General features: G+C 34.6%; 18 protein-coding genes, 1 tRNA gene and 3 pseudogenes. 9 read left to right on the top strand and 13 right to left on the bottom strand.

From position 1 onward, the window contains the following. Nucleotides 1–236 precede the first annotated feature (236 nt). Nucleotides 237–1,663 (bottom strand): annotated as a pseudogene (locus tag BAR153v2_RS07670) (aromatic amino acid lyase). A 43-nt stretch (nt 1,664–1,706) separates the two neighbouring features. Next, nucleotides 1,707–1,783 (bottom strand) — tRNA-Arg (locus BAR153v2_RS02335). 272 nt (nt 1,784–2,055) lie between these two features. On the opposite strand from BAR153v2_RS02335, the gene BAR153v2_RS02330 reads away from it, so the two are divergent. Together BAR153v2_RS02330 and BAR153v2_RS02325 are read left to right on the top strand one after the other, a co-directional pair. Then, nucleotides 2,056–2,829, top strand: a complete 774-nt coding sequence (locus tag BAR153v2_RS02330) for an NAD kinase (protein ID WP_078680138.1) — start codon at nt 2,056–2,058, stop codon at nt 2,827–2,829. Nucleotides 2,830–2,980: 151 nt separating this feature from the next. Beyond that, on the top strand, nt 2,981–4,378 hold the full coding sequence (locus BAR153v2_RS02325) for a DEAD/DEAH box helicase (protein ID WP_078680928.1): 1,398 nt from the start codon (nt 2,981–2,983) through the stop codon (nt 4,376–4,378). Nucleotides 4,379–4,426: 48 nt separating this feature from the next. Here the strand turns inward: BAR153v2_RS02325 and gltX (BAR153v2_RS02320) are convergent, their stop codons facing one another. The 5 genes from gltX (BAR153v2_RS02320) to rpiA all read right to left on the bottom strand — a co-directional run bounded on the left by gltX (BAR153v2_RS02320) (nt 4,427) and on the right by rpiA (nt 11,607). After that, entirely contained in the window at nt 4,427–5,815 is a 1,389-nt protein-coding gene (gene gltX, locus BAR153v2_RS02320) for a glutamate--tRNA ligase (RefSeq protein WP_078680137.1), read from the bottom strand. Nucleotides 5,816–5,826: 11 nt separating this feature from the next. Then, a complete protein-coding gene (locus BAR153v2_RS02315) occupies nt 5,827–7,503 on the bottom strand; it encodes an NAD+ synthase (protein ID WP_078680136.1) in 1,677 nt (558 codons plus the stop codon). A gap of 1,217 nt (nt 7,504–8,720) precedes the next feature. Continuing rightward, a complete protein-coding gene (gene gor, locus BAR153v2_RS02310; protein WP_078680135.1) occupies nt 8,721–10,103 on the bottom strand; it encodes a glutathione-disulfide reductase in 1,383 nt (460 codons plus the stop codon). 179 nt (nt 10,104–10,282) lie between these two features. Next, the gene (locus BAR153v2_RS02305; RefSeq protein ID WP_078680134.1) at nt 10,283–10,840 is read right to left on the bottom strand and encodes a DUF2059 domain-containing protein; all 558 of its coding nucleotides are present in this window, start codon (nt 10,838–10,840) and stop codon (nt 10,283–10,285) included. Between the two features lie 62 nt (nt 10,841–10,902). Further along, a complete protein-coding gene (gene rpiA, locus BAR153v2_RS02300) occupies nt 10,903–11,607 on the bottom strand; it encodes a ribose-5-phosphate isomerase RpiA (RefSeq protein WP_078680133.1) in 705 nt (234 codons plus the stop codon). A gap of 466 nt (nt 11,608–12,073) precedes the next feature. On the opposite strand from rpiA, the gene bfr reads away from it, so the two are divergent. Next, entirely contained in the window at nt 12,074–12,559 is a 486-nt protein-coding gene (gene bfr / locus BAR153v2_RS02295; protein ID WP_078680132.1) for a bacterioferritin, read from the top strand. 67 nt (nt 12,560–12,626) lie between these two features. Here the strand turns inward: bfr and BAR153v2_RS02290 are convergent, their stop codons facing one another. Further along, nucleotides 12,627–14,891: a ComEC/Rec2 family competence protein gene (locus BAR153v2_RS02290; protein ID WP_078680131.1), complete on the bottom strand. Its 2,265-nt coding sequence runs from the start codon at nt 14,889–14,891 to the stop codon at nt 12,627–12,629. Between the two features lie 114 nt (nt 14,892–15,005). Here BAR153v2_RS02290 and gltX (BAR153v2_RS02285) point away from each other — a divergent pair, with 114 nt between their 5' ends. The 6 genes and pseudogenes from gltX (BAR153v2_RS02285) to BAR153v2_RS02260 all read left to right on the top strand — a co-directional run bounded on the left by gltX (BAR153v2_RS02285) (nt 15,006) and on the right by BAR153v2_RS02260 (nt 21,828). After that, complete coding sequence (gene gltX, locus BAR153v2_RS02285; protein WP_078680130.1) at nt 15,006–16,421, top strand: glutamate--tRNA ligase; 1,416 nt, start codon at nt 15,006–15,008, stop codon at nt 16,419–16,421. Between the two features lie 264 nt (nt 16,422–16,685). Continuing rightward, nucleotides 16,686–17,990: a citrate synthase gene (gene gltA, locus BAR153v2_RS02280; protein WP_078680129.1), complete on the top strand. Its 1,305-nt coding sequence runs from the start codon at nt 16,686–16,688 to the stop codon at nt 17,988–17,990. Between the two features lie 719 nt (nt 17,991–18,709). Then, nucleotides 18,710–19,462 (top strand): transporter substrate-binding domain-containing protein, encoded by a 753-nt coding sequence (locus BAR153v2_RS02275; RefSeq protein ID WP_078680128.1) that lies wholly within the window; start codon nt 18,710–18,712, stop codon nt 19,460–19,462. An 80-nt stretch (nt 19,463–19,542) separates the two neighbouring features. Next, nucleotides 19,543–20,257 (top strand): annotated as a pseudogene (locus BAR153v2_RS02270) (ABC transporter permease). A gap of 4 nt (nt 20,258–20,261) precedes the next feature. After that, on the top strand, nt 20,262–20,969 hold the full coding sequence (locus BAR153v2_RS02265; RefSeq protein WP_078680126.1) for an ABC transporter permease: 708 nt from the start codon (nt 20,262–20,264) through the stop codon (nt 20,967–20,969). A gap of 79 nt (nt 20,970–21,048) precedes the next feature. Then, nucleotides 21,049–21,828 carry an amino acid ABC transporter ATP-binding protein gene (locus BAR153v2_RS02260; RefSeq protein WP_078680125.1) on the top strand — a complete coding sequence of 260 codons (780 nt, stop codon included), beginning with the start codon at nt 21,049–21,051 and terminating at the stop codon, nt 21,826–21,828. A gap of 9 nt (nt 21,829–21,837) precedes the next feature. Here the strand turns inward: BAR153v2_RS02260 and lpxB are convergent, their stop codons facing one another. The 5 genes and pseudogenes from lpxB to lpxD form a co-directional block, all read right to left on the bottom strand. Beyond that, nucleotides 21,838–23,031: a lipid-A-disaccharide synthase gene (lpxB, locus tag BAR153v2_RS02255; protein ID WP_078680124.1), complete on the bottom strand. Its 1,194-nt coding sequence runs from the start codon at nt 23,029–23,031 to the stop codon at nt 21,838–21,840. Beyond that, entirely contained in the window at nt 23,024–23,896 is an 873-nt protein-coding gene (locus BAR153v2_RS02250) for an LpxI family protein (protein WP_078680123.1), read from the bottom strand. The genes lpxB and BAR153v2_RS02250 overlap by 8 nt, the downstream gene beginning before the upstream one ends. A 2-nt stretch (nt 23,897–23,898) precedes the next feature. Continuing rightward, nucleotides 23,899–24,723 (bottom strand): acyl-ACP--UDP-N-acetylglucosamine O-acyltransferase, encoded by an 825-nt coding sequence (gene lpxA, locus BAR153v2_RS02245; RefSeq protein ID WP_078680122.1) that lies wholly within the window; start codon nt 24,721–24,723, stop codon nt 23,899–23,901. A 15-nt stretch (nt 24,724–24,738) separates the two neighbouring features. Continuing rightward, on the bottom strand, nt 24,739–25,206 hold the full coding sequence (gene fabZ / locus BAR153v2_RS02240) for a 3-hydroxyacyl-ACP dehydratase FabZ (RefSeq protein WP_078680121.1): 468 nt from the start codon (nt 25,204–25,206) through the stop codon (nt 24,739–24,741). A 1-nt stretch (nt 25,207) separates the two neighbouring features. Continuing rightward, nucleotides 25,208–26,253 (bottom strand): annotated as a pseudogene (gene lpxD / locus BAR153v2_RS02235) (UDP-3-O-(3-hydroxymyristoyl)glucosamine N-acyltransferase). Between the last annotated feature and the right edge of the window lie 7 nt (nt 26,254–26,260).

The following is a 26,260-nucleotide window of genomic DNA, read 5'->3' as shown; positions in this document are numbered from 1 at the left end:
CAATACAACGTATACCGTTTACAACAAAAAAAAACTGCGCCCTTCCTTCCCCTTCAGCTTTGAGGAAACATGGATAAATTATGTTACGATAATACACATTGCTTTCTTGATTAAGCTAAGTAGCTCCTAAATTTATCAAAAAAAATTTCGATGAGCAAGTATCATTAAAAAAAACGAATCTCTAGTTTTTCTCTATTATAACGTCCTGATCATAGTTCAAAATTAATTGCTTATTACTAATGGTGGAAAATTGTTTTTGTGAAAATCGATAACAAGTATCCTTCGCTCACAAAAATGCACCTGCTTTTCCAAGATCTGAAGCCATGTGTGATCTTGTTCTAGAATCTTAATATGTGCACGTAAATGCTTCATCACAAATTGTAATAAGTAGCTTAAAAGGAATACGGTATTCAATTCCTTGTGCTGCAAAAAATGCCTTAATATCAATAGCCAAGCTTCTCATTTTTCACCAACAACTAACGAACACCGTAACAAGCCATTGAAACATGATCTTCTTGATTTGCCAAAGTTTGTGTCGAATCAACCGAAGCAGGATATGCCATTTGTGCATTTCTAGACAATAAAGTAGCAGCTACCATCACAATACGTCTTTGAAAAATTGCTCATATTTCACATAAAAAGCGTAATCTAATCAGCAGCAAATGTTATACGCTTAACATGAAAATTCCACCGGATACAATATTACCATACCTTATTAGCATACCTTTAAATTAATGGATTATTTGTAACTGCATTTGTTTCAATAATTAGTGTTTGTGCTACTGCCATCAGAATATCAAAACACGCATCCATAATTTGTGCTTGATAACGTATACAACAAGAATCTTGAACACACTTATCTTAACACAAATATGCCTCCCGAATTTCTGAATTTTCTACAAGATTTTCTAATGTTTATGACACAACAATTTTTCTGTAATGGCCACTCAGAATATGAATATAAGGATGAAATAATGTAGTTGAACTCATAGCAACATCTGTTGTTAATGCGCCCGAAAAAATCCGCCACACAGTTTTAATAACATGAAAAAGGCCTGAAAAAGAAAACACTGTCGATGTTTAAGTATCATTGATCAGGGCTAATTCTTCTTACTTTTCTAAAAAATGAGGAATAATCCTTCTTTTTCTAAATCAGCCTTCTCGCTCATACAAATACTTTGAAAAAATTCTTCTCCTTCTTCCATTACCACAGCAGCCATATGAGAAAAAGAAGCCAAACTAACTGATGCGCTCATTGAGCCTTTTCGGAAATGACAGGAATAAGTCCATTTGCAAGCATGTTCTCTAGTAAATACCTAATTGCAGATGAATATTTGAACCCACTCATCCCCGAGAAATAAGCTTCAAGCTCATCATTAATCGTACAACATTTTCAGGAGTAGGCACCCCTACTCTATAACAATGTGACAAAATATGATTCTTTGCAAAATGAACATATTTATCTATATCAATTTTAATCGAAGCTAATTCGCCAAATCCAGTATTAATCCCATAAACTGGTTCACTGCTAACAGCAATTTCAGCAATATGTGCTGCTTCTTTTAATAACCAAATGTATATCATGATAAAGCTTGCTCGTTTTACCATCTCAATAAACAACAGTTTCAAGTTCATCCAAAGTAACTTTACCTGATTTCAATATTTAAAACAGTATTTATAAGAAATATGAAGCAAAGTAGGAAATTTGGTGCACCCGACAGAATTCGAATCTGTGACCTCTGCCTTCGGAGGGCAGCGCTCTATCCAACTGAGCTACGGATGCTTAAAGATAACTATTAAAATTGTTATATTCCTTTAGCTGATCATACTCTCAGCTTCAATAATGAATTACTCCTTTTAAAAACTTAATAAAGAATATATGCTTATTTTGATAAAATTATATTATTTTTTTATCCTATTTTGGATACATATCTATCTATTTTAATAGATTACTTTCCACATAAAATTCTTTCTTTTACCAAAACAATCCTTATATAAACTTTTTAAATTCTAAAAAAATTTTAAAATAAGTTGCGAATATTAGGACAATTCTTAATGACTACACCACCAAGCCGCTTTCATTTCATTTCTGCCGAAACTGAAGAAGCTATTAAAGCTACCAATAAATTAATATCTATTTATGGTCACTCTTCTCTTGAAGAAGCTGATGTCATTGTTGCACTTGGTGGAGATGGAACAATGTTGCAAACAGTACGGGATGTCATGAATACCAACAAACCTATTTATGGTATGAATCGAGGCTCAGTAGGTTTTCTAATGAATGAGTTTCATGAAAAAAAATTACCAAACCGTATTGCTGCTGCACATAAAAAAGAAATTCATCCCTTACGCATGATCGCAAACGCACAACCTCAAGGACATATCGAAGCACTTGCGATCAATGAAGTATCCTTATTTCGTCAATCATATCAGGCCGCTAAAATTCGTATCAGCATTGATAACAAAGTCCGCATGGAAGAATTGATTTGCGATGGTATTCTGGTTGCTACACCAGCAGGTTCAACCGCATATAACTTATCAGCACAAGGGCCTATTTTACCTCTTATGGCACCCCTTATGATTCTTACTCCCGTTAGCCCTTTTCGTCCTCGAGGCTGGCATGGAGCCTTACTTCCAAATACTGCCACAATATGCTTTGATATGCTTGAATATGACAAACGTCCCGTCAATGCAGCTGCCGACAACGTGGAAATGAAATCTGTCTATTCAGTTATTATTTCATCAGCAACAGAAATAACAGTCTCCATCCTTTTTGATCCTGACCATTCTTGGGATGAACGCATCTTATCAGAACAATTTCGTTATTAATTTTTTTATCATTCTTTTTGCGGATATTATAGTAGTTACAGTTGACTTTTTTTTAAATGCACCTTAACCCGTCTTCAAGAGGATGGAATGTTTACTTGGCAAATACCCTAAAAAATCGTTAAAATTGCAGAGTAATCAGCAAGAAGAAAGAATGATACTAGCTTTGGACAGTTTCGATAATTTGGGCCTTTCAAAAAAGGTTATTAATGCTATAAAATCAGCAGGATATACGATCCCAACACCTATTCAAAGTGGGACAATTCCTCATATTCTTCAAAAAAGAGATATTTTAGGGATTGCTCAGACAGGTACTGGTAAAACAGCCTCTTTTGTTCTCCCCATGCTTACCTTACTTGAAAAAGGGCGTGCAAGAGCAAGAATTCCTCGTACCCTCATATTAGAACCAACACGAGAGCTTGCTACCCAAGTTCAAGAAAATTTTGATAAATATGGTGTTAATCATAATTTAAATGTTGCACTGTTAATCGGTGGTGTGTCTTTCGAACAACAAGATCGTAAACTTGAACGAGGTGCGGATGTTTTGATAGCAACACCGGGACGTCTACTGGATCATTTTGAGCATGGTAAATTACTCCTGTTAGGTATTGAAATTCTAGTCATTGATGAAGCTGATCGCATGCTAGATATGGGTTTTATCCCTAACATTGAACGCATTTGCAAATTGACTCCTTTTACACGTCAAACCTTGTTCTTTTCAGCAACAATGGCACCAGAAATTACAAAATTAACAAAGCAATTTTTACATTCCCCCGTATATATCGAAATTACAAAAGCATCTTCAACAGCAAAAAAAATCACTCAACGACTTGTTAAATCTGGAAGTAAACCATGGGATAAAAGAGCTATTTTAAGAGAACTTATTCACAAAGAAGGTGACGAACTTAAAAATGCTATCATTTTCTGTAATCGAAAAAAAGATATTTCTGAGCTTGTCCGATCTCTTATTAAACATAACTTCAGCGTGGGCACGCTTCATGGTGACATGGACCAACATTCACGCACAAGCACATTAGCTAATTTCAAAGACAATAAACTTACACTTCTTGTTGCTTCTGATGTTGCTTCTCGTGGACTTGATATCCCAGCAGTCAGCCATGTTTTCAACTATGATGTACCAACACATGCAGAAGATTATATTCATCGTATCGGTCGCACAGGACGAGCAAAACGTAGTGGTAAAGCTTTCACGATTGTCACAAAAGCCGATGAAAAATATATTAGTGCTATTGAAGAAATAAGCCAAGAAAAAATTGAGTGGCTCAATGGTGATCTTTCTACTTTAATAGATTATGATGAAACAAATGACACTGTTGCACAGACAAAAGTTGCAAGGTTACAACAGAAAACTGCTCAAAAAAAGCATAAAACTCAAACAAAAAAAATACTAGAAAAAGAAAAACTAGCTTACGTTAAAACTAAAGATAATAAAGAGGAATTATCAAACCAATGTCATGAAAAAAAAACTCCTATTCCAATCGGATTTGGCAATGATATTCCAGCTTTTATGCTTATAAAAAAACATACTTAAACTCTCTAATTTTATTACTGAGAAATAATAGCGAGTGCTTTACTAGGCTTAAAGTTTTCCGCTGCATACCGTGAGCAGTCTTTTTACTATCTTTTCACGCCCTAAAAGGGGCAAAAATTTTCCCATTTCAGGCCCATGTGTCATCCCTGTAAGAGCTTGACGCAACGGCATAAACAAAGTTTTTCCTTTACGACCCGTTTTTTCTTGTAATGCCGTCGTCCAAATTTTCCAGCTTTCATCACTCAATACCCCCTCAGGTAAAGAATGAACAGATTGTTGCGCATAAGCGCAATCTTCAGGCAAAGTTATATCAAAGCTCTCATCAGTATGAATAATTTTCCACCATAAGACTGCATCATTCACCTTAGTAATATTGTTTCTTACCGTATTCCAAAAACGTTCTGCTTGTTCTCCATAAATAGAAAATTTCTCAAGTCGTGTTCTAATGTCTTCATAAGTCAATTCATGAACAAAATGCCTATTCAGTACAAGAAGATCAACCATATCAAATTTTGCTGCTGATTTTGATATATCTTGGAGATCAAAATGATTTAAAAGAGCAGCTTGATTAGGGTATGCTTGTACATTTTGCGATGTCCCAAGTAATACTGCAAGACATTGGACAGCCATAGATTCAAAGCCATCTTCGCGCAAAGAACGAATGGAAAGATCACTATTCCGTTTTGAAAGCCCTTCTCCTGAAGCTGTCGTTAATAAATTAATATGACCAAAAATTGGAGGCACTGCATCGAGAGCCTCAAAAAGAGCAACCTGCACACCAGTATTGGTAATGTGATCACTTCCACGAATAATATGTGTAATAGCCATATCTATATCATCAATGATAGAAGGTAGAGTATAAAGATAGCTTCCATCTTCACGAATTAAGATAGGATCTGACATAGAAGCCAAATCAATCGTCTGCCTACCTTTTATAATATCATGCCAATGAACTTCGGTTCGTTTAGTTTGAAACGGATTATTTTCAAAATTAGGCAAAAGAAAACGCCAATGAGGCCTACGACCTTGTTTCTCAAAGGCTTTTTTATCTTCTAATGACAATTTTAATGCATCACGATTATAAACAGGAGGTAATTTACGTGAAAGTTGTATTTTACGACGCCGATTCAATTCCTCTGCCGTTTCATAACAGGGATAAAGAAGTCCACGTTGTTTTAAAATTTCTGCAACTTCATCATATCTATTAAAGCGTCTAGACTGATAATAAACTTCATCTGGTTGAATATTAAGCCACTCGAGATCAACCATAAGAGCGTCAATGTATTCTTGTTTGGAGCGCTCAACATCCGTATCATCATAACGTAAAATAAATATACCATTATGCGCTTTCGCATACAACCAATTAAATAATGCAATACGAGTATTGCCTATATGAATATAACCTGTTGGAGATGGGGCAAAACGAACTTTTATCATCAAAATAATGCTCAACTTTTATCGCGAAAATGATTGGTAATAGGATAACGACGATCGCGTCCGAAGTTTTTATAACTAATTTTTACACCTGGTGCAGATTGTCGTCTTTTATACTCAGCTAAATAAAGCAAATGTTCAACTTTCTCAACTGTTTGCCGTAAATGTCCACGTTTAACAATATCACAGACACTCATGTCATCTTCCACAAGAGATTGCAAGATATCATCTAAAATAGGATAAGGAGGAAGAAAATCCTCATCTTTTTGATTTTCTCGAAGTTCTGCAGAAGGCGCTTTCTCTATAATATTAGATGGAATAATAATTCCTTTTGGTCCCAATAAATTCTGCAAGTAATTTTTATTACGCCACTCAGCTAATTTATAAACCTGCATTTTATAAATATCTTTAATGGGATTAAAACCACCATTCATATCGCCATAAAGTGTCGCATACCCAACAGCCATTTCCGATTTATTACCTGTTGTTATTACCATAGAATCAAATTTATTTGAAAGGGCCATTAAAACACTTCCACGTATACGACTTTGAAGATTTTCTTCTGTAACATCAGTTTGCAACCCCGCAAAAATAGGGGCCATTATGCTCAAAAAACTCTCAACAGGTTTAAAAATGGGTATTACCTCATAACGACACCCCAAAAGATGCGCACAATGTTTAGCATCCTTTAATGATTCCTGTGATGTATAACAATAAGGCATCATCACAGCACGAACCCTTTCAGCTCCAAGAGCATCGACCGCAATTGCAGCACAAAGTGCTGAGTCAATTCCTCCTGAAAAACCAAGAAGAACATCTTTAAAACGGTTTTTATTGACGTAATCCTTTAATCCTAAAACGCAGGCATGGTAATCAGCAGCTATCCCATCTAAAAGCTCTTCATTTGGGCCAGAAATACATTGCCACCCAATAGATTTTCTTTGCCAATGGCTCAAAGAAATATGATTTTCAAAGTGCTTCATTTGAAACACTATTTGACCGTGCTCATCAACTGCAAAAGACCCCCCATCAAATACTAACTCATCTTGTCCGCCTACTTGATTAGCATAAATAATTGGTACATATGATTGAACAGCTTGTGCCCGAACAATGTCTAAACGTTTTTGTGTTTTATTACGCTGATAAGGCGAGCCATTAGGAACGAGAATAATTTCAGCTCCTTTATGGCTAAGCTCAGCACAGATAGAAGGATCATTCCAAATATCTTCACAAATCACAACTCCTAACGTCATCCCACGATAAACAACAGGTTCAGGACGTGGACCAGGAGAAAACACGCGCTTTTCATCAAATTCACAATAATTAGGTAAATCACACTTAAAGCGTTCCGCAATCACCTGTCCATCATCGAGAAGCATGATACCATTATAAAGGTCATTATCACGTTTTAACGGAATACCAATAATAATTCCCGGCCCCTCTTTCGTAAGCTGTGCTAACTTTTTAACAGCATCTTCACATGCTTTTGTAAAAGCATATTTAAGAACAAGATCTTCAGGGGGATAAGCACTTATGAAAAGCTCAGTCAACAAAACAAGATCAGCATCCTGTTCGTAAGCTTTTTGATATGTCATTTCTGCAAGAGCGAGATTTCCTTCAATATCACCAATAATGGGATTTAATTGAGCAATTACAATCCGCAAATTATCTTTTATAAGTTTTTGTGCCATTGCATCAATTTAGTGTGATCATCAATTAGTTTCAATCATCAAAGCATTTTTTATCAAAAGTGCTGAATTCCATAAAAATTAGGAATAAATAACAGGATAGGATTATTATCTAAACCTTCTTTCCGACAATTAACGAATCAGTATCACGGCTTTCTTCAGGAGTTCAGCAACAGAAAAAGTTAATGCAGTGATTGATTCGCACCCAATCTTGGATTATAATGGATACGATAGTAATCAGAAAGATCTTTTTCTGAAAGAGTATTCGTATTATCTGCACATTTAGTTACATTGATTTCTGTCATTACAGAATGGTATTTGGGCGAATAGCTTCATTCTTAATGAACTGAGAAAAATTCCCAACTTCTTTTAAAACATGAGCAAAAGAATGCGTTTATAACCATTAGCCATAATCGTATTGCCATGCATTGAATCATAAAACTAAACACTACTATGCTTCTTGCTTTAAACTGTACGAATTAATTTAGGAATATAATCCTAAACTCTATCATAACTAAAACGGACAATAAGGGTAAGCTAACCTGGTTTACAAAATTGAGAATATCAATTAATTTTAAAAGTTCGTCAGAATTAATAGAAGGATCATATTTGAATCCAATAAAATTTTTAATACTATGAAATATTCTACACGTATATGACCAAGCTGGCACGTACGATCGCTAATCTATATAACTTATGGACTAATGCTACTACTAATCATTAGAGGTTGTATCGGTTGTGTCAGATTCTCTTCATACCCATAATGATATCTCCTTCATAAAATGGCAGCTCCTCTGCACCTTTTCTTTCATATCAGAAAAGCGTGGCTTCTCAAATTGGCTAACAACATAACCAATTTAATAACCAGTTTTAAGCTGCCAAAGATTAAAATAATTGCCATTTGTAAAAATAAATGAAAAAATTATAAAGATTATCAGTCTTATCCGATATAAAGCTTTCTGTATTATAACATTCCTTGCAATAAAAAAGCTTGACCTTCCGCAACCAATACTAATTCATTCTTTAAAATGCACATTTCATCACTAAAAAACAAAAGAGGCTATTTGTCCAATTCCTTTTCAATTTCCGTAATGCAGATTTACCGGAATAAGTTGGAACTTGTTTAATTGGTTTTTATCTTCAAGATTCGCACCCATTTTTTATCATCAAGAGAACCTAATCAGCCTACAGATACAAAAGCTTTCTGTAATTCTCTTTATTTAACTTTCTAATTTTTTTCCATTTTTATATATATAACTTGGTTTATACATCGTCACTAGCTCTTCTGCTGCTGTTGGATGAATTGCCATAGTTTCATCAAATATATCTTTCGTCAGTTTTCCTTTTAGCGCTATTCCAATAAGCTGCGCCATTTCAGCAGCCCCTTCTCCTAAAATATGTGCACCAACAACAATACGACTCTCGCCATCAACAACTAATTTCATAAACATCTTTTCTGAATTACCAGAGAGAGTATTACGCAAAGAACGAAATTGCGTACGATAAATTTCAACATACTTATAACAACGTACAGCATATTCTTCTGAAAGACCAACCGTCCCAATTTCTGGCTGCGAAAAAACAGCTGTCGCAATTAAATTATAATCCGGTATAGTTGGAATTTCCTCAAAAGCAGTTTTAATAAAACACATTGCATCGTGGATAGCAACAGGTGTTAACTGAACATGACCCGTGACATCACCAACAGCCCAAATATGAGATACACTTGTTGTCATTTTTTCATCAACAATAATGGCTCCATTTTCATTAAGTTTAACACCTATTTTCTGGAGCCCTAAATTCTTTGTATTTGGCACACGTCCTGTAGCCAACATAACTTGATCAGTGCTAATAATTTGCCCATTTGATAAAACAACTTTATAGCGATTGTTTTTGGCTTCAACCTGAGCAACTGTAGCCCCATAGATAATAGAAATGCCCTTTTCGATCATCGCATCACTTAGTAATCGCCGCAAATCATAATCAAAATTACGAAGAATTAAATCACCACGATGAACTAATGTTGTTTTCACACCTAATTCGTGAAAAATACTAGCAAATTCAAGCCCAATATAACCACCACCAACAATGACTATTGATTTTGGTAATTTTTCAAGATCAAAAATCTCATTAGAAGTAAGACAGAATTCACTGCCTTTTATTGCAGAATTTGGAGCAATCATTGCTCCTGTCGCGATCAAAATCTTTTCTGCTTTCACTCGCTCGCCAGTTGCAGAAAGCTCTAATGTATGCTCATCAATAAAAACAGCGCGACTTTTATAAATGTGAACATTGTTATTTTTTAATCCCCTACAATAAAGCTCTTCTAACCTCGATATTTCTTTATTTTTGGCTTCAATTAATTTACTCCAGTTAAAAACTGGATCAACACATTTCCACCCAAAACCAGCGCTATCCTTAAATTCGTGTGTATATTGCGAAGCATAAACAAACAATTTTTTAGGAACACAACCGCGAATAACACAAGTCCCGCCTACACGATGTTCTTCTGCTATAGCGACACGCTTACCAAGCTGCCCAGCAAGACGAGCAGCACGTACTCCACCTGATCCCCCTCCAATAACGAACAAATCAAAAAGCATTACATAGTATCCCTTCCCATACATTTTTACTGTACAGGTATTGCTTCTTGTCATCAAATAAAAATTTTTTCTTTTTTCCGAAAATAATTTTTTGTGTAAAGACCAATACTTTCAGTGTGCTCTCTTTTCTTTAAAGCAATAATTAACTACTGCTTTTAAACAAAATACTTATGAAATTATTATATTGGAGATTTGGAAGAAGTAGACTCCATAGGAGTAATAGAATTATTTAAGTTAAGTGTTTGAGACATTTCTTTTTCTACATTTCTTATAAGATTCTGCATTATAGTAGAACACCATGCATCAAATACAGAATAAGCATCGCGTGCAACATCCGGAACTTTCATCAAAAATTTTTTACCAACATCAGAACTATAAAATGCTGAAATTTTATCGAGTTCTTCCTCACTAAAATGTTTTGCATATACATGAGCAACTTCTTTTTCCAAATCAGCACGTCGTTTAGCTAAAGCAAGTGCTTGTTTATCAACAATCGTAGCAATATTTTTTTCTAAGTTTGGATCAGTACTTATTAATTTTTCTTTAATATCACGTGCTGCCATTGGCAAAAAACTATCAAACTGATCAGTTGCACGAATAGTATTAATTACATTTTTGGCTGAATTTAAATGTTTATCACTCACATCTTGCGCATAAGCTATTCCAATATTCACAATCAAAATAGCAACTGCACTAAACGATAATATAAATTTTTGAAAAAAAACTGTTGTTCTCATTATAATGGTGACTCCATAAATATCATAGCTTAAATTTATTATTTTAAATTTCTAACGACTCTTTAATTACCAGATGACTCTAAAACCTTTATTGTACTATCTGCCATAGCTATAATTGCACGAGAAGCAAAACCTAAAAAAAGACCATGTTCAACAACACCAGGGACTCTCAATAACGCATCTGATAATACTTTTGGATTTAAAATAGATCCTAAAAATGCATCAAAAATAAAGTGACCACCATCAGTTTCAAAAGGGATATCTCCATTCATACGTAACCTAATTTCTCCTGAGTGTCCTAAATCATTCACTACTTTTTCAATTGCTTTACATGTAGCATTCATTCCAAATGGATTAACTTCTATTGGCACCCCACAAGCACCAAGTGTTTTTACCATCTTTGTTTCATCAGCAATAATAAGCATCTCGTCAGATACAGATGCTACAATTTTCTCATGCAACAATGCCCCACCTTTTCCTTTTATCAAGGTCATCTTAGGATCAATTTCATCAGCTCCATCAATACAAAGATCAAGCTCAGATACTTCATCTAAAGTAGTGATAGACACTCCAAATTGACGACATAACTGCTCAGAATAATAAGAAGTAGCAACAGCAGTTATCCTTAAACCATCTGCAATGCGCTCACCAAGAAGACGAATAAATTCATTTACGGTGGAACCAGTGCCTATACCGAGACGCATATTATTTTGCACAGACTCAAGTGCTTTAGCAGCCGCTATTTTTTTTAATTTTTGGATATCCATATATTATCCTTTCTTCATATAAATTAGCAATATCCATTATGAATTATAAAAAATGACTTATTGCTCTAATCAGCTATAACTTTATTTGTTGTCTTATTGAAAATAATATTTTTTACATAGAGTATAGTAATTAACTATTTTGTTTTTGTAATAAAAGAGCTATAATTCATTAAACAATTATTTGAAAATCCTAATACAAAGAGCATTCCTGCAAACTTATAAAGCAAATAAGGATCAAAAAAAATACCTACTTTTAAAAAATGATTATTAACTACTGATTCTTTCTAATTAATTTAGAAATTAATGGAATAGGGTAGTAAGATGTGGTAATTATTTTCCTCATGTTATCGGATCTTTAACATTAAGGAGAGAAAAGATTCGCCCACACTTAATCAAAACAATATATAAAATATCATTTCTTGTATTAGTCGTATCTAGTACTACAAAAATAGGACAATAGAATACTATGAAAGGCCACCTACAAGTTATCGAGCAGCTCAACAAAGCCCTTTCTCTTGAGCTTAGTGCTGTTAATCAGTATTTGTTGCATTCTTCTCTTATAGAAAACTGGGGCTATATCAAATTAGCCAAAATAGAACGTAAAGAATCTATAGAAGAAATGGAACATGTAGACAAACTCGTTAAACGTATTACTTTTCTTGAAGGCCATCCAAATATTCAAGTTTCTGGGCCATTACGCATTGGAAAAAACCTCAAGAATATTTTAGAATGTGATCTTGCAAGTGAATATGAAGCTCGAGAACTTTACTTAAAATCACGTGAAATTTGTGCTAAGCTTTCTGATCATATCTCAAAGAAATTATTTGATGGATTGCTTGAAGACGAGGAGAAACACATTGATTTTCTTGAAACTCAACTTCAGCTTTTTAACACAATGGGAGAAGAGAAATATAGTCAGCTCAATGCGAATTCTACTGAATGTGAATGCTAAAAAACCATTGTCTCATCTGTGAAAAGCTTATTATAAATTATTATAGAGGTTATAAATTAGCTAGTTTTTATAAGCTTTTTCTATGAATATTCCATGGTCTATTAAAACCTGAAGAAGACCAAAGAGTGTTTTTATCTTTATTAAGTATAATACTCCCTCGCGATAATAATTGTTGAGGTGTAAATATTATTGCGTTTGTTGTATCGCATGTTCGATTACTTGTTGCATGTTTTCTAATTATAATATCTGCTTTTACACAGTGATCTGTTTCTCCATATAAGATAGCAATTTTAAATCCATTTTCTAATAAAGTTGTACAGATGTTATCATCGCAAATAAATTGTCCTTTGAGAGATGGACCAATCTTTGTTGGTTTAATGGTTTTATTTATGCGAAATGATTTTTCCCATAGAGATATCGTAAACTTAGAAGGATGATAATGATCAATATATAATATATCGTCATTGAGAACACCCACAATTTTCATATTATCTGCTATTATTAATTGTATAGGCGACTGCATTATACAAACTAAAATACCTCCTAAAATAAAGAAACCAAAAAAGAATCTAATAGCTGTTTTTAAAAAAGTGAGTCCAACTAAACCGATGCTTAATAAAATCAATGCAGATAACGGGATAAATCCAGGATTTAAAACAGGAGAAATAGCTTTTACAACATAAGCAATTTTTATCATAAGGCTCGTTCCAAATCCCATAACCTGTAATGGCCACCATTCAAGGCCTAAAAACATTGAAAAAACGGAGAGTAGTCCAAATGGAATGATGAAAATTGATACAATAGGAAAAGCTAAAACATTGCTGATAATACCTAAAAGAGCTACATTAGAAAAATGATAAGCTGCGTAAATCCCACTTGCAGAACCAGCAACCAATGAGGACATGCAAGTTGAAACAACAGATAAAAAGACAAAACGAAGTACCCTTCCCCCAACATAAGAAGGGGCTGTATTTCCTTTATAAGAAAAATGCCCCTCACTCCACCAAGCAAAAGCAGCAATCAAAGCCGCAGTTGCAGAAAATGACATTTGAAAACTAGGCCCTAATATCTCATGCGGACTTATAGCTACAGTTACTAAACCAGCAATAGCAAAATTACGCATTGTTATAGCAGAATGGTTACATAATATAGCAGTCAACATAACAGCAACCATTAAAAAACTTCTTTGTGCGGCAATATTTGAACCAGACAATATCAAATAAAAAGCTGTAACTATTAATGCAGCAATAGCAGCAATTTTTTTAACTGAGTAATAAGATGAAAAGACTGGAAAAAATGCAAAAAAACTCCGTACAATAATAAAAACCACACCACTGAGTAATGCCATATGCAAACCTGATATTGATAAGATATGTGCCAATCCAGCTATACGTAATGCTTCATTAGTATTATTTGAAATCCCCCCTCTCTGTCCTGTTATCAAAGCAGCAGAAACTTTTCCTTCTTCTCCACCAACTGCTTTACTAACTTTCTCAGTCATTTGCATGCGTAAATTTTCAATTTTTTGTAAAACTGTTCCTAACATCGTATTAGGCTGAAAAACCAATATCTTTTTTGGTGTTCCTAAATAAAATCCCTGAGCACCAATTCTTTTAAAATAATTATGAAAACTAAAATCATAACTTCCTGGACGTATTGCTCCAGATAAAGCACGAAGCTTTACTTTTCCATATAAGCCGTCTCCAGGAGTTAACCCATATGGTAAAGACTTTGCGACTAAATGCACTCGATTGAGTTTATAAGGTAAAGTAGATCGCTCTGTCTTCAAAACATCTACTTTTAAATGAAATCCCCCTTTTCCTACAGACTTAATAGAAACAATTCGTCCTGTTAGCATAGTTATAACATCGCAGTTCAACATTGGAGTAGACATATGCCATGTTTCTATTTTTGCTGCCAAAGCGCCTAATACAATACAAAACAAAAACCCAGTTATAATCCATATTTTCTGATAACACCGTAAAAGATATAACAAGCCAGGGAATATAGTAATCAATACAACAAATTGTTTCCAACTCGGTTCTTGCTCTAAACTGAAATAAAAAATAATACCTGTACAAAAAAATACCAAAATTAATGAGAAAAGCAGTCCAAAAGAAATTTCCTGCTTTACGCAATCTATCAGCCATTCCCACAAAAAAACTACTTTTTCCTTTAAAAAAGAAAATAAAGAATCCTCTTGCCCATTATAGGTAGCATTGCTTGCACCATCAATAACAGACGGATCTCCCTTCTGTATCAAAATAAGACGTTTTCTCTGTGAGAAAAGACCTCTTGATAGATCATCTTCAACTTTATTTTGATTTAACATCCGCAAATCCCCACTTTACTTGCAACGCGGCTGTTGCACACCCTAATACCTATGTTAACATAGTTCTTCAATAAAATATCATAAATAATATCTCAACTTTAGAGGATAAGATCTGTGTCTGTTATTACTCGTTTTGCACCATCACCTACAGGCTTCCTTCATATTGGTAGCGCTCGTACCGCACTTTTTAATTGGCTTTATGCGAAACATACTGGAGGAAAAATGCTTTTACGTATTGAAGATACAGATCGAGAGCGTTCAACAGAAGCTGCAGTTAAAGCTATCATAGAGGGTCTGCACTGGATGGGACTTCACTATGAAGGAGATCCCATTTCGCAATTCAAACGAGCAGAGCGTCACCGTCAAGTCGCTGAACAACTCGTAAAAAATGGCAAAGCTTATTATTGCTATGCAACACCTGAAGAATTAGCTGCAATGCGAGAGGATGCCTTTGCAAAAGGTCTCCCACCACGCTACGATGGGCGCTGGCGTGACCGTGATATTGCTGAAGCCCCCAAAGGAATTAAACCTGTTATTCGAATTAAAGCTCCACAAGATGGCGAAACGATTTTACACGATCGTGTTCAAGGTGATATTCGCTTTCCTAATAAAGATCTAGATGACTTTATCATTTTACGTTCTGATGGTTCTCCAACTTATATGCATGCTGTTGTTGTTGATGATCATGATATGGGGATAACACATATTATTCGCGGTAATGATCATCTTACGAATGCAGCTCGCCAAGCAATTATCTTCAATGCAATGGGATGGGATATTCCTATTATGGCCCACATCCCGCTCATCCATGGTGAAAACGGTGCAAAATTATCAAAACGGCATGGCGCACTAGGTATCGATGCCTATCGAAAAATGGGATATCTCCCTGCTGCCTTGCTCAATTACCTTGTTCGTCTAGGCTGGAGCCATGGTAATGATGAGATTATTTCAATAGAAGATATGATTGCTTGGTTTGATATTGATGATATAAATAAAAGTGCTGCCCGTTTTGATTTCAAAAAATTAGATGCCATCAACGGACATTATATGCGTCTAAGTAATGATGAAAATCTATGTGATGCTGCTCTTAATATTTTACAGGAAAATGCAAATGAATTAAAAATAACAAAACAACTTGATGAAAAATGTCGTGCTCAATTTCTAGCTGCAATACCAAGTTTAAAAGAACGTTCAAAAACATTACTTGAACTTATTAATAACGCATCATTTATTTTTACACAACGACCGTTACCTCTTGATGAACAAGCAAAAACACTCTTAAATGAAAATGGTCGAACTATTTTAAAAGGAATTTATCCTATCCTAATATCGTGCTCAAATTGGGACGCAAATACTTTGGACAAAACCATCAAACATTATGCACAAACACAAGAACTTAAATTTGGAGCTGTTATTCAACCGCTTCGAGCGGCTCTTACAGGACGCGTAACATCACCAGGAATTTTTGATATACTTATCTTATTAGGAAAAGATGAGTCTCTTAATCGCATCAACGACCAAATTACCTGAATAGCATATTAATGAATATATACAAAACTAGCAAAATTAAAGTATAATTCTCTTAATGAAAAATAAAATTGTTTTTAAATTTAAAAAATTGAAATAAATATTTTTAAAAAAACTATAATAAATAATATTTCACATTGGCTTAAACAAAATTTTAGAGTCAATATATTCTTAACATAAATAGGAAAAGCTTTAACTATAAATTGCCATAGCGAATAAACCAGCATATTAAGTTAAAAAAATGGAAGCACTGAAAGGAAATATTTAATGTCAGAAAATAAAGCATATATGACTGTCAATGGTAAAGAAATAGAATTACCTATCCGTAAAGGTACTATTGGCCCTGATGTCATCGAGATTGCCTCTCTTTATAAAGAAACTGACACCTTTACTTATGATCCTGGCTTTACCTCAACTGCCTCTTGTGAGTCAAAAATCACGTATATCGATGGTGACAAAGGAGTCTTACTTTATCGTGGTTATTCTATTGATCAGCTCGCTGAAAAAGGAGACTTTCTCGAAAGCTGCTATCTTTTGCTTTATGGAGAATTACCAACAAAACAAGAAAAAATTGACTTTGATCAGCGTATTATGCAACACACAATGGTACATGAACAATTTGCAAGATTTTTCCATGGCTTTCGTCGTGATTCTCATCCTATGGCTGTTATGGTTGCTTGCCTTGGAGCGATGTCTGCATTCTATCATGATTCCATTGACATTACAGATTCCCAGCAGAGAATGATTGCTTCTATTCGTCTTATTTCCAAAGTGCCAACTCTTGCTGCGATGGCATATAAATATAGTATTGGGCAACCATTTGTTTATCCGCGTAACGATCTAAGTTACGCTGCAAATTTCCTTCACATGTGCTTTTCCGTTCCTTGCGAAGAATATAAAATTAATCCAGTGCTTGCTCGAGCTATGGACCGAATTTTCACTCTTCATGCAGATCATGAACAAAATGCATCTACATCAACAGTACGTCTTGCTGGTTCATCAGGAGCTAATCCATTTGCGTGTATAGCAGCAGGTGTAGCATGCCTTTGGGGACCAGCGCACGGTGGTGCTAATGAAACGTGTCTAAAAATGCTGCAAGAAATAGGCAATGTTCAAAAAATTCCTGAGTTTATTGCACGTGCAAAAGATAAAAATGATCGTTTCCGTCTTATGGGTTTTGGTCACCGTGTCTATAAAAATTATGATCCACGTGCGAAAATCATGCAGCAAACCTGCCATGAAGTCTTAAAAGAACTCAATATTCAAGATGATCCACTTCTTGATATTGCTATGGAACTTGAAAAAATTGCTTTAAATGATGAATACTTTATTGAAAAAAAGCTTTATCCTAATGTTGATTTTTATTCTGGTATTACATTAAAAGCTTTAGGTTTCCCGACTGAAATGTTTACTGTTCTCTTTGCGTTAGCGCGCAGTGTTGGCTGGGTTGCACAATGGAAAGAAATGATTGAAGATCCAGCACAAAAAATTGGCCGTCCACGCCAACTGTATACAGGTCCTACAGCACGCGAATATATCCCGATGAACAACCGTACAAACTCAAAAAAATAAAAAATTAATCAATAAAGCCTCAATTTATTGGGGCTTTATTTTTGTATTTTCTTCAAATTATCACTCTCATTTTTAATTGATCTTTCTATTTTTCAAAACATAGAAACGTCATATTAAGTTAAGATTTAAAATAAGGTTTCATATTACGTCTAACTCTTACTTAGTAAGGGCTTAAATTGCGCGCCTATAGACCAGCGGTCTTTGAAAAGATGCAAAGTCAACATGTCAATAACAAAAAAGCAATACAAACTGCTTCAAGGCATGAAAAGTTTTAATTACCTTATTTAAAAATGAGTAAATCTATTCTATCGTTGCTTTTTTATCTATGTTTCACCACTCACAAACTTATTTATCGTATTTTCTACGCTTTTTACATGTTTTTTGCTAAATTCAAGCTGACAGAATTAAAAGCATGTTATCATGACATAATAGAATATGTGCTCAGCCATTCTCAAAATATCAAGCTATCACATCATTAATAAAAACAAATTGAATAATTTAAAATAATTCTTGTATAAAGATAATAAAATACAATTCATATTTTACTTACTGTGAATTTTTTCCTGTGCGTATATTATACACTCCTAACATAATAAAGACTTGTTATGATTATAAAAAAATAAATACTAATAAATTTTTGTATTGCTCTTCATAAAGCTTACAGATTATAAAATATGTAATAGCGTAGTATCTCTTTGTGCATTTCATAGGAGAGGATAATGAAATTATTGGCTGTAGCCTTCATAATAAGCGCAACACTATTTTCCCAGTTAGCTAATGCTAAAACGTTGAAAATTGCAACTGAAGGTTCCTATCCTCCATTCAGTTATATTGACTCAAATAATAAACTTCATGGTTTTGATATTGATATAACTCATGCACTTTGCGAAAAAATGAAAATTGAATGCGTCATCACTATTCAAGATTTTGATGGAATTATTCTCGGTCTTCTTGCTCAAAAATATGATGCTATTATTGCGTCCTTATCCCCAACACAAGAGCGACTAAAAAAAATTGACTTCACAGATGCTTATTACAGCACAGAATTAGCTGTAATTGTTCTTAAAGATTCACAAATTAAAGAAATCTCAGCAGAAGCATTTAAAGGAAAAAATCTTGGTGTACAATTAAACACAACACAAGCTATATACGCGGAAAACCATTATGTATCTAAAGGAGTCAACATTAAATTTTATCCCACAACAAAAGAAGTAATACGCGATTTGTTAAGTAACCGCCTTGATATTGTTATTCTTGATAAATTACAAATATTAGATTGGTTTAAAAACAAAGGAAAGGATTGTTGCCACTTTTTAGGAAGTATTAAAGGAACTCAACTTCCTATTGCAATTGCTATTCGCCAAAATAACGACGATCTTAAAAGCCAGTTCAATAAAGCCATAAAAGCAATTCGTGATGATGGAACATATGATAAAATTACTAAAAAATACTTCCCAAGTGATACTTATTAAACATAAAATTAATTACAAATTGAGCAAATGATTTACATTTTCAGCAAATAACTACTCAAACCTTTATTAGGAGAATGGAGATGATTGACAGTTTATCATTGCTATCATTTAGCAATGGTGGGTGGGGTGTGGTAATACTTACAAGTGCAGGAATGACATTATCATTAGCTCTGTGCTGCCTAATTTTAGGACTTCCTTTAGGGCTTATGAATGCAATAATGATTCAGTCCAATATCAAGATACTTAAAGTTACAGCAACTTTATTTTCATCGGTATTTCGCGGGCTACCAGAAATTTTAACATTGTTTTTTGTTTATTATGGCTTACAAAACTTTATTCAAGCTATATTTGATTTCTTAAATATTGACATAATATTTAGTATTAATGCTTTTATTGCTGCTATTATTGCATTCAGTGCGGTTTTTGCAGCTTTTTCTTGTGAAGTTTGGCTTGCGGCATTTAATATGTTTGATAAAAGCCAATATGAAGCAGCTCAAGTTTTAGGTTTGCCGTGCTCGACAACGTTTTTCCGGATTGTTTTTCCTCAACTTTTCCACAATGCCTTACCAGGACTTTCTAACAATTGGCTTACTTTGCTTAAGGATACATCTCTTGTTTCAACTATTTCACTTCTTGATCTCATGCGACAAACTAATTTAGCTGCGACAGCAACTAATGAACCTATTCTGTTTTATCTTGTAGCATGCTTACTCTATCTATTGTTTTCAGCAGCTTCTTCCACAATTTTACATTATCTAGATAACATGCGCTCAAGTAGGATATAAAAGGTACTGATCTAATGTTTCTTGAATGGCCCTATTTTCTTTTTAATCCTGTACTTTTAAGCCGTTATAGCTTAAAATTATTCGATGGCTTTATTGTTACTTTGAAACTTGTTTCTATTTCTTGTTCAATAGGACTTCTTCTTGGTATATTGATTACACTCATACGTGTATCTAACAATAAACCCTTACAATATTTGGCACGTGCTTATATCTACTTTTTTCGCAGTTCTCCTTTATTGGCACAGCTCTTTCTCTTTTACTATGGACTTGGATCATTAAGCAGCTTCTGGCAACAAATTGGCTTATGGTGGTTTTTTCAAAATGCTTGGTATTGCTGTCTTTTTATTTTTTCGCTTAATTCTTCTGCCTATCAAGCTGAGATCTTTAGGGGAAGCTTGCTAGCAGTAGCAACAGAACAACGAGAAGCATCAAAAGCTTTAGGACTGGATCGCTTTACAATATTTTTCAAAATTATTTTTCCACAAGCAATGGTTGCAGCATTACGCCCCTTAGGAAATGAATTTATTTTAATGACCAAATCTAGTGCTATTGCTTCACTCGTAACTGTCTATGATTTAATGGGCACAACTAAACTAATCTACTCACGTACTTTTGATTTTCAAGTTTACGTTTGGGCTGCTATTATTTATCTTATTATCGTCGAGTTTATTCATCGAGTTATTATTCTAATTGAACACTATCTAACCCGATATTTACGATAGATAAAAATAATTATAAAAACTCTTCACCCAATCAAAATATTAAATTAATTGATTTATTCATCAATTGAGAGAATAAAAAATGAATCTAGAAAATAAAAATAATCATCCTCTTGATAACGCAAAAAGCTTAATTATCTCTATCCGCCACTTAAATAAATGGTATGGGAACTTTCAGGTACTATGCGACATCAATTTAGATATAGAAACTGGCGAACGTATTGTTATTTGTGGCCCTTCAGGATCAGGAAAATCAACTTTAATTCGTTGTATTAATCAACTAGAACAAGCACAAGAGGGTTCAATCTTACTTCACAATGTTGATATTAATAAAGCTCCTATACAACAGCAAAAAAGTATTTTACGCACAATAGGAATGCTTTTTCAAAACTTTAATTTATTTCCCCATATGACTGTTATACAAAATTGTATTTTAGCACCTATAGCAGTTCAAAGACTTTCCAAACAACAAGCAACAGAAAAAGCAATCCATTATCTTACACAAGTTGGCGTTGAAAAACACTGTAATAAGTATCCTTTACAACTATCTGGTGGACAAAAACAGCGCGTAGCTATAGCACGTGCTCTTTGTATGGAACCTCAAATAATGCTTTTTGATGAACCGACATCAGCACTTGATCCAGAAAGCGTTGGAGAAGTCTTAGAGGTTATGGCACAACTAGCAAATACCGGAATAACAATGCTTTGTGTTACCCATGAAATGGGTTTCGCTCGCAAAGTTTCAGAAAGGATACTCTTTTTAGAAAACGGAAGAATTATCGAAGATACAGCATCAAGCACATTTTTTACTAATCCTAAAAGCCAACGTGCTCGTGATTTTCTAGCTAAAATCAAACACTAACCATAAACATTATGGTATCAACAATTTTAAACGTTCTGTTTTCTCCTTAAGAAAGCGTATAATGGTTTGAGCAGCAATGTCTCCTGATGGCATTTTTGTTTTCATTTTCGTCTCTATTATATCAAAAGAATCAAATTGTACACGTCGTAATAAGTGGTTATTTAAAAGTTGTTCTATCTGCCTTGCTAACATACCAGGTCGCAAAAATTCATTAAAATATTCCGAAACAACAGGCTTATCAGCAATAATATTTGGAAGAGCAGAGCTCCATAGTAATACTTTTGAAAAAAAAAATAATTTAGAAAAGCAATCAAGTTTATAGCAAAGAACCATTGGAATTCTTGCCAGTGCTAATTCAAGTGAAACTGTTCCTAACGCCGCAAGTGCAACATCAGCTTCTGCAAAAGCAGACCATTTTGCATCTTCACCAACAACAATCTCAACCTCATTTTTCCAGTCTTGAGCTAAAATACGAATCTCATTTATTAACTCTGGTAAAGTTGGTAAAATAATACGTAAATGAGGAATGCGTTGCTTAGCAATTTCTATTACTTGTCCAAAAATAGGCATCAAATTGCGTATCTCTGAATTCCGTGATCCTGGTAAAACAACAACTGTAGGTTGTAATATTTGTTCATTACGTAAACGTTTTTTTTTCGCTTGAACAGCTAAAAGCGGTGAGTAGGTTAAAAGGCGATGCCCAACATAAGTTGTAGCTGGCCCATTCAAATCTTTTATAATCTTTTCTTCAAAAGGAAAAATTGCCAATACATGATCAATAAATTTATGCATAATTTTAGCACGTTCTGGCCGCCATGCCCAAACAGTTGGAGCGACATATTGAATGATAGGAATAGAAGGCGTTAAAATGCGTACTCTTTTTGCAACACGATGAGTAAAATCAGGACTGTCAATAATAATTAAACAATCAGGTTGTTCCTGTGCAATGAACTTAGATAAATTACGAATATGCATCAATAGTAATGGCAGTTTCTTTAACACTGCTCCTAAACCTATTAAAGCAATATCATTAAAGTTAAAAAAGCTTTTCAGACCTAATGCTTCTAAATGTCTGCCTCCAACACCAATCAAATGAATATCGCATCTTGTCTGTTTAGATAAAGAAGAAATTAAGTCTGCCCCAAGTAAATCACCAGATTCTTCACCTGCAATAACAGCAATTTTTAAAGAACTATTATTCATTGTCCGTTGTCCTAAATGTTTCTATAAACAAAGAACGTTTGTTGGCTTCTTCTATCGTTTTTTCTAAAGATAATATCAAACTTTTCTTTGCTTCCACTGCAATGCCAGACAATCCACTTTTGGCAGCATTAATTACTGTTGTAGGTCCAATTGATGGCAAATCCACCCGATAATCTTGTTGTGGTTTTACACATTTCACAAGCACACCACCTTGCGGCACAATTTGCTGCTTTTCCCGCATTTCCTGGACTCGCTTTAACATATTATCAGTTCCTTCTGCATCTTCTACTGCAACCACTCGTCCATCAATAGCTACAGCTGCTTGTCCAATATCTAATCGACCTAACATCCTTGCTGCTTCAACCGCTAAAAGAATATCAGCATTCTGCTTGGGAGTAGCACGTTGCACTGTTAAATCAAATTCTATTGGAGCGAGCAAATCTGGTACAATTTCATGGGCACCAATAACACAAAAACCACGATCCTCCAGAATACGTATAAAGCTTCTTAATAATGTATCATCTCCACTTCTCAATGCCTTAAACAACTTTGATAAAGCCGATAAAGTTGCCCAATCGGCTCGCAATTGCAAAAGAGATGGACGCTTTTTCACACCACCTGCCAAAATAACATTGCGAATTTCAGTTGCTTTTAAAATTTTAAATAATCGTGCTAATTCTACAATTGATAGTTCACAATATTCATAACTATAAAGTGCTACATCGGCTTCACCACGCAAAAGAACAAGAAAAGGATTTTGTCCGCGTTTTTCAAGTTCCTGAGCAACTACTCTAGGTAAAACACCACTTCCAGCAATGATGGCAGTTCTACCGGCAAGACAATTTCTAACATTAGAAAAAGGCACTTTTAGTCCTTATTTGAATTTATTATATTATCTTCAAATCTAGGCGTACAATAAAAACGTTTTCCTTTTTCTTGAATAAAATTAATTACATCAATTACAGATTGCGAAGTAGAATAAGAAGAAAAAACATCATTAACACGTTCTTTAAACGGTTTATTACGATCAAAAAGCATAAAAACTGCATGACGTAAAGCATGAATCTCTTTACGTGCAAGACCAGCACGCTTCATACCAATAATATTTAGTCCGGCAAGTTTTGCTTGTACACCGACAGCTGTTCCATAAGGAATCAAATCTCCAACCAATGCAGATACACCACCAATAAATGCATGATGTCCAATACGAACAAACTGATGAACAGCAGCACCACCACCAATAATAACATAATCACCAACCGTAACATGGCCGCCAATCATTGCATTATTTGCAAATGTCACATGATTCCCTACACAACAATCATGTGCAACGTGAGCATAAGAAAAGAATTGACAATTATCGCCAACAACTGTTGTTCCTAAGCTTGTATCCGAACCTCTATGCATCGTAACGCCTTCACGAATCATACAGTTTTTACCAATAAAAAGAGTTGTATGCCCCCCTTTATGTTTATTATTCTGTGGATCTCCACCCAAAACTGCGTGAGGAAATATCTTACTATTTGCACCTATCACTGTCTCGCCCATTATTACAACATGACTCATTAGATGACATCCATCATCAATAACAGCTTTTGGACCAATATGACAAAACGGCCCTATTGATACATTTTTACCAAGTTGTGCTCCTTTTTCTACAAAAGCAGTTGGATGGATTTTTGTATCAGACATTCCAAAATTCCTAATTTACTTTGATTCAACAATCATCGCAGAAATTTCTGCTTCAGCAACGCGAATATCTTCTACTTTTGCAATACATAAAAAACGTCTAATATTCGACCGCTTTTTTAATAGTTGGACATGAATCTTCAGTTGATCACCAGGTATAACCGGTTTACGAAATTTTGCATTATCAACAGTCATAAGATAGACTAGACCTAATTCCGTACTATTTAAACTCAAAAGTGAAATCGCTCCTGCTGTTTGTGCCATAGCTTCTAAAATGAAAACACCAGGCATAACTGGTTTTTCAGGAAAGTGTCCCATAAAATGTGGTTCATTAATTGTTACATTTTTAATACCAATAGCTCCGTGATCACCATCAATTTCGATTATACGATCAATCAATAAAAATGGATAACGATGTGGTAATATTGATAGCAATTTATCAATGTCTATAGCCCCTAAACTTTTAGTCTCTTCAGTATCGGTCATATCACCGTTTCTCCCTTTTTACTTTCCCGATACTACGTAATGCCGCTACTTCGCGAAACCACTGTTTAAATGGTCGCGCCGGACTACCTCCCCACTTTTCTCCATCTGGGATATCATTCATAACACCACTACCAGCAGCAATTTGAACACATTCACCTATTGTAATATGATCCGCAATTCCAACACTTCCCCGAGCTGAGACATATCTCCTATAAATGTGCTTCCAGCAATTCCGCATTGAGCAGCAATAAGACAATAACGACCAATCTTCACATTATGAGCAATCTGCACCAGATTATCAATTTTGCTCCCCTCACCTATGATTGTATCATCAAATGTACCACGATCAATCGTCGTGTTTGCACCAATTTCTACACCATCTTGAATTATCACACGACCAAGATGTGGAATTTTTTCAACGCCAACGGCACTTTTAACATAACCAAAACCATCTTGCCCAATACAAACACCAGGATAAATATAAACTCTATCACCTATTAAAGAATATTGAACCGTTACCTTAGGAGCAATATAGCAATCACGTCCAATACGACAATTTTCTCCAATAACAGCTGTTGATGAAATAAGAGTACCTGAACCAACTTCAACATTTTTAGCAATAACAGCTCCTGCCTCAACACACACATCATTTCCAAGCTTAGCACTTGAATGAATATGAGCATGTGGTGAAATTCCTTTTTGACCGAACCAAGGTATTGGCCTAACAGAAGCAGGAAATAAAACACGTCCCACTTGAGCAAAATCACGTTGCGGCGTAGATGTCACTAAAATCGCAATAGTTTCAGGCACTTTAAAAGCAATATCACTCGTACAAAAAACAGCAACCGCAGAACTCCCTAATAGAGCATCAGAAAGCTTTTGATTCTCTATAAAGACAAGAGAACCCTCCCTAGCACTCTCAACAGAAGAAAGAGTATTTATAACTGTATTAGAAAACTCTGGATTAAGAAGTTTTGCACCCGTCAACTTTACTAGGTCAGCAACCGTTAACCGCCGAGACGGCGTAAAAAAAAATGTATCCGCCATCAAAACA

The sequence above is a fragment of the Bartonella sp. AR 15-3 genome (assembly GCF_002022445.1).
Classification (GTDB): Bacteria; Pseudomonadota; Alphaproteobacteria; order Rhizobiales; family Rhizobiaceae; genus Bartonella.
This window is presented reverse-complemented; position numbering and strand designations above follow the sequence as displayed.